The 5,047-nt window shown below is 69.0% G+C and carries 5 protein-coding genes; all 5 read left to right on the top strand.

Annotated features, from left to right (window positions below):
- The coding region (locus tag VGZ23_15125) for a cytochrome c-type biogenesis CcmF C-terminal domain-containing protein (protein ID HEV2358923.1) at positions 1 to 1,868 on the top strand (1,868 nt) is incomplete at its 5' end.
- Positions 1,865 to 2,161: a hypothetical protein gene (locus tag VGZ23_15130; GenBank protein ID HEV2358924.1), complete on the top strand. Its 297-nt coding sequence runs from the start codon at positions 1,865 to 1,867 to the stop codon at positions 2,159 to 2,161. The genes VGZ23_15125 and VGZ23_15130, both read left to right, overlap by 4 nt.
- A gap of 221 nt (positions 2,162 to 2,382) precedes the next feature.
- Complete coding sequence (locus VGZ23_15135) at positions 2,383 to 3,255, top strand: c-type cytochrome (protein HEV2358925.1); 873 nt, start codon at positions 2,383 to 2,385, stop codon at positions 3,253 to 3,255.
- A gap of 82 nt (positions 3,256 to 3,337) precedes the next feature.
- Positions 3,338 to 4,012, top strand: a complete 675-nt coding sequence (locus VGZ23_15140; GenBank protein ID HEV2358926.1) for a hypothetical protein — start codon at positions 3,338 to 3,340, stop codon at positions 4,010 to 4,012.
- Between the two features lie 3 nt (positions 4,013 to 4,015).
- Positions 4,016 to 5,047, top strand: a 1,032-nt coding sequence (locus VGZ23_15145) for a cytochrome b N-terminal domain-containing protein (GenBank protein HEV2358927.1), incomplete at its 3' end; no start/stop codon positions are given.

Genomic DNA, 5,047 nt, shown 5'->3' on the forward strand with positions numbered 1-5,047 from the left:
TGCTGGCGGTGGCGGCGGCCGTTCTGCTGGCGGCGCTCGGCACCCGCGACTACAGCTTTCAGTACGTCGCCACGCACGTCGCAGACGCGCAGACGTTCGTGTACGACCTCACCGCATTTTGGGGCGGGATGGAGGGCTCGCTGCTCCTCTGGGCGCTCGTCCTCGCGGGATACTCGCTGGTTGCGGTGCGGGCCGTGGAGCGCGCGGAGCCGGCGCTCCTGCCAGGTGTGGTCGCCGTGCTCGGCGGCGTCGCCGCCTTTTTCCTGCTCTTGCTCGCCACGGTGGCCTCGCCGTTTGTGACGGTGCCGTTTCCGGCCGCGGACGGCAACGGCATGAACCCGCTGCTGCTGAATCCCTGGATGGCGATTCATCCGCCCACGCTCTACCTGGGCTACGTCGGCCTCACGGTGCCCTTCGCCATCGTGATGGCCGCCCTCGCCGCCGGGCGCGACGTGGACGGCGGGGTGCTGCTGGCGCGGCGGTGGATGGTGTGGGCGTGGTACTGCCTCAGCATGGGGCTGTGGTTCGGGGCGAAATGGTCGTACGTCGTGCTGGGATGGGGCGGGTACTGGGCGTGGGACCCGGTGGAGAACGCGGCGCTCATGCCCTGGCTCGTCGCGACGGCCTTCATCCATTCGGTGATGATCCAGGAACGCCGCCGGATGTTGAGCCGGTGGAACGTCGTGCTCGTGATCCTCGCGTTCGGCCTGTCGATCTTTGGGACGTTCCTCACCCGCAGCGGAGTACTGAGCAGCATTCATTCCTTCACGCAGTCGTCGATCGGGACGCTGTTTCTGGCCTTCCTGGGGGGCGTCATGCTGATCGCGTTTGCCACGGCGGCGTGGCGGTGGGAGCAACTACGCAGCCGCTACGAGCTGGACGCGGCCTTGTCCCGGGAGAGCGCCTTCGTGCTCAACAACGTCCTGTTCTTGGCGATCGCGCTCACGGTGTTTCTCGGGACCGTGTTCCCGGTGCTCTCCGAGGTCCTGACGGGGCGGCGGGTGAACGTGGGCCCGCCGTTTTTCGATCATGTGGTCGCGCCGATCGCCGTCGGCCTGCTCGTCCTGATGGGGGTGGGACCGCTGCTGGCGTGGCGCCGGGCCTCGCCCGACCAGCTCCGCCGGAACTTCCTGGCTCCCGGCGCCGGCGGCGTGCTGGTCGGCGGGGTGCTGCTCGCCGCGGGAATGCGCGCCCCGGGTCCGATCCTCGTGTTTGCGCTCGCGGGGTTCGTGGCCGGGACCATCGGCCTCGAGTTCGCCCGCGGCGTGCGCGTCCGGCAGACGGTGCGCGGCGAATCGCCGCCGCAGGCGCTCGTGGCCCTCGTGGCGCGCAACCGGCGGCGGTACGGCGGCTATATCGTGCACTTCGGGATGCTGCTCCTGCTGTGCGGGATTACGGGCTCGTCGGTGTTTTCCACGCAGCGGGTCGTGACGCTGGCGCCGGGGGCCGCCGCGGGCGTCGGCCCGTACCGGGTGCGGTACGAGGAGTTGGGACAGACGACGGCCGGCGGCGCGCTCGTGGTCGGCGCGCGCCTGCGGTTGTTCGCGGGCGGGCGAGACCTCGGCGGGCTCGTGGCCGCGCGGCGCCTCTATCTCAACGGCCGCGACTCGACGAGCGATGTGGCGCTGCGCAGCACGCTGCGCGACGACCTGTACATCACGCTCGTCGGATGGACGGCCGACGGCCGCGCCACCCTGCGCCTCCTTGTCAATCCGCTCGTGATGTGGATGTGGGCGGGCGGGGTCGTCTTGAGTTTCGGCGCGATCGTCGCGATGCTGCCGGAGGCGCGGCCCCGGGCGGTGCCCGCCGTCGTAGCGGCGTCCGCGCTGGGCGTCCCCCTTGCAGGGGGACCGGCCCCGGGCCGGTGACGGCGGTCGTCACCGCGGCCCTCGCCGCGGCGGCGGCGTGGTATGTGTTGCTGCCGCTCTTTCGCCGGGGCGGGGCGGCGCCCGCCGGTGACGCCGCGGGCGAGCACGCGCGCCTGGTCGCGCAGCGCGAGGCGGCGCTGCGCGCGTTGCGCGATCTTGCGCTCGATCACGCGACCGGCAAGATGAGCGACGCCGACTACGAGACGCTACGCCGGGGGCAGGAAGCGGCGGCGCTCGAGGCGCTGCGCCGCCTCGATGCGCTCGCCGCCGTCGCTCACCGGCCGACGTCGTGACGCGGCGTGCGGCGCGCCGGGGCGGAGGAGAGCCCTGCGACGGCGTGGAAGCAAAATTCCCCGCGCACATTTGGTCACTAGCGGCTGTGCGCCTGTCCCGCCTGCCCCGCCTGCCCCGCGCCAGACGGGGCGCCCGACGGGGCGCCGAACGGGGCGCGAGACGGGGTTTGGCGCGCGCCAGATGGGGCCCGGCGCACGGGTACGGAGGAGAGAGAGTCCGCATGTCCACCGGATTGTGGGGGCGGCGTGCCGCTGCGACCGTCGCGGTGCTGACCGCGGCCGTCGTCGCCGCCGGCTGCCAATCGCAGGTCAACATGAGCGGCGCCAAGGTCGACCTGCGGCTCCCGCCGGCGCAGGATGTCGAGATTCCGCTGGTCACCGACGAAAACGAGCGGTCCATCACCCCCGATGCCGTCGAGGGGAAAAAGGTGTTTGACGCCAACTGCGCGGTATGCCACGGTCCGAAGGGTGACGGAAACGGCCCGATGGCGGCGACGCTGACCGCGCCGGACAAGGACGTGCTGACCGCGCTGCTCGGTCTCTTCCACATCGAGCTCCACCGGCCGCCGCTGCCCAGCAAGCCGATCAATTTCCACAACCGCGACCTCGAGGCCGTGATCAGCCCGGCAATCCTGTATGAAACGGTGACCGGCGGCCGGCCGCACACCGCGATGCCGGCGTTCGGACCGGCGGCGTCGTTCGGAGCGAACAAGGCGCAGACCTTGACGAACGCGGAGCGGTGGGACGCGAACGCGTACGAGATGATGTTCCGCACGACCCCGGAGGAACTGAGCGCCGCCCGGCAGACGTACGAGCAGCAGTGCGCGGCGTGCCACGGCACCAACGGCGACGGCAAGGGTCCGCGGGGACCCGAGATGGCGGCGCAGGTGTGGTCGTGGGCCCGCAGCGAGGGCCCCGGCATCTTCACCGACGCCAACTACATGGTGCAGCGCAACCCGAGCGAAATCAGCAACGCGATCCTGGACGGCCACGGCGCGATGCCGTCGTTCCGCGGCAAGTTGACGAAGCAGCAGCTGGACGGACTTGTGGACTACGTCTACACGTTCTTCTACAAGCATCCGCCGATCAAATGACGGCGAGGTGGAGGCCCCGTCTGGCGCCCCGTCTGGCGCGGGGCAGGCGGGGCAGGCGGGACGTGCGGGAGGCGACGGCACGATGAAGATCGATCGGCGGCGATTGCTGAAGACGCTCACCGCGATTCCCATCATTGGAGGGGTGCTCGCGATTCTGTCGCCGTTGGTGCGGTACCTTAAGCCGAACGACGGGCCCTACCAGGTGAACATGACGGCGGGAGACACCCCGTCCGGCGGCGCGCAGGTGGTCGGGTCCACCACAGCCCTCGTGAAGCCGTGGGATTACTTTTTCTTCACGTACATCCAGTCATACCCGCAGTACGACCCGGAAGGGTCAAAGAAGGCCAACATCGCCGGGGTGGCCGTGAAGCTGCCGCAGAAGGTGAGGTTCGCGAACACGCAGGGCTACGTGGGCTTCCAGGGGGGGGAGACGGACATCGCCCTCTTCCAGCGCATCTGCCCGCACCTAGGCTGCATCTTCAACTTCATCCCGGACTGGCACGAGGTCACGGCCGGGTACGGCGGCTTTGTGCCCCCGCGGGCCGAACAGCATTCGCTCATGGCGTGCCCGTGCCACCTCAGCATTTACGATCCTACGTTCCCGGGCGATCCGGGCAACGTGATCTCGGGACCGGCGCCGCGAGGCGCCCGTTACTTCCAGTTCGAGATCAAGGGGCAGGACATCATCGTCACGGGCGCCGAGTCGGGCGGGATCGCGGAGCGTCCTGCGCGGCCCGTCGTCGCCGCGGAGGGCTGACGCGTGGAGGCGGTGCTGGCGAATCTGCGCGAGTGGCTCCAGGATCGCAAGCAGCACCTGGACCTCTTCGACGAGACCAAGACGGCCCAGCAGGACAGTCCGCTGTACATCCTCGGCGGCCTCGTCTGGCTGTCGTGGATGGTCGTCATCGTCTCCGGGATCATCCTGATGGTCTGGTACATCCCGACGACGACCGGGGCCTACCGCTCGATCCTGCATTTGACGGAAGACATCCCGTTCGGCTGGCTCGTCCGCGGCATGCACAAGTACGGCGCCGACATGCTGGTGGTCACGATCACGCTCCGGATCTACCGCATGTACTTCGCCGCCGAGTACAAGAAGCCGGGCGAGCTGTCGTGGATGATTCTGTTCGCGTCGCTGGTGCTGGCGATGATCTCCGGAATCACCGGCTACGCGCTGATCTGGAACCAGCGCGCGTTTTGGGCGGCCAAGACGGTCCTGACCGTGCCTACCTACTACGACGAGATCCCGGGGATCGGCAAGCTCGGGGTCGGGCACGCGATCGCGTACATCTTCCTCGGCGGCCCGGCGCTCGGCCAGGCGACGCTCACGCGGTTCTACGCCATTCACTACGGCATCTCGATCGTCTTCGCCGTTCTCGCCGAGGTGTTCTTCTACCGCACCCGGCGGCGCCGGCTCAACCTGTCGTACTTCACCATCGGGCTGGTGCTGGCGTTCCTCGCGTACGTCAGCTTCGATCAGCTGGCGGCGTTGGGGCGGTGGGCCAATCCTAATCGCACGCCACTGCCGATTCTTTCCGACTGGTACTTTCTCGCGTTGTATCAGCTGGTCAAGTACATGCCGCCCCTGTGGGCCGGCATCGCGCCGGGCCTGTTGATCGGCTACGGGATGATCGTGCCGTTCCTCGACCGGACGAAGGAGACCCGGCCCCTCGAGCGGCCCTTCTTCTTCGTGATCGGAGTGTACGCGCTCGCGATGTTCATCGGCTTCACGACGCTCATCATGCTGAACATCGCCGTAATCGGCCGCGACCCGCCGATCATCTTCGCCGTG

The organism is bacterium, assembly GCA_035945995.1.
Classification (GTDB): Bacteria; Sysuimicrobiota; Sysuimicrobiia; order Sysuimicrobiales; family Segetimicrobiaceae; genus DASSJF01.

Coding starts and splice junctions, on each gene's coding strand:
- VGZ23_15135 (HEV2358925.1), top strand. CDS start 2,383: ATGTCCACCGGATTGTGGGGGCGGCGTGCCGCTGCGACCGTCGCGGTG.
- VGZ23_15140 (HEV2358926.1), top strand. CDS start 3,338: ATGAAGATCGATCGGCGGCGATTGCTGAAGACGCTCACCGCGATTCCC.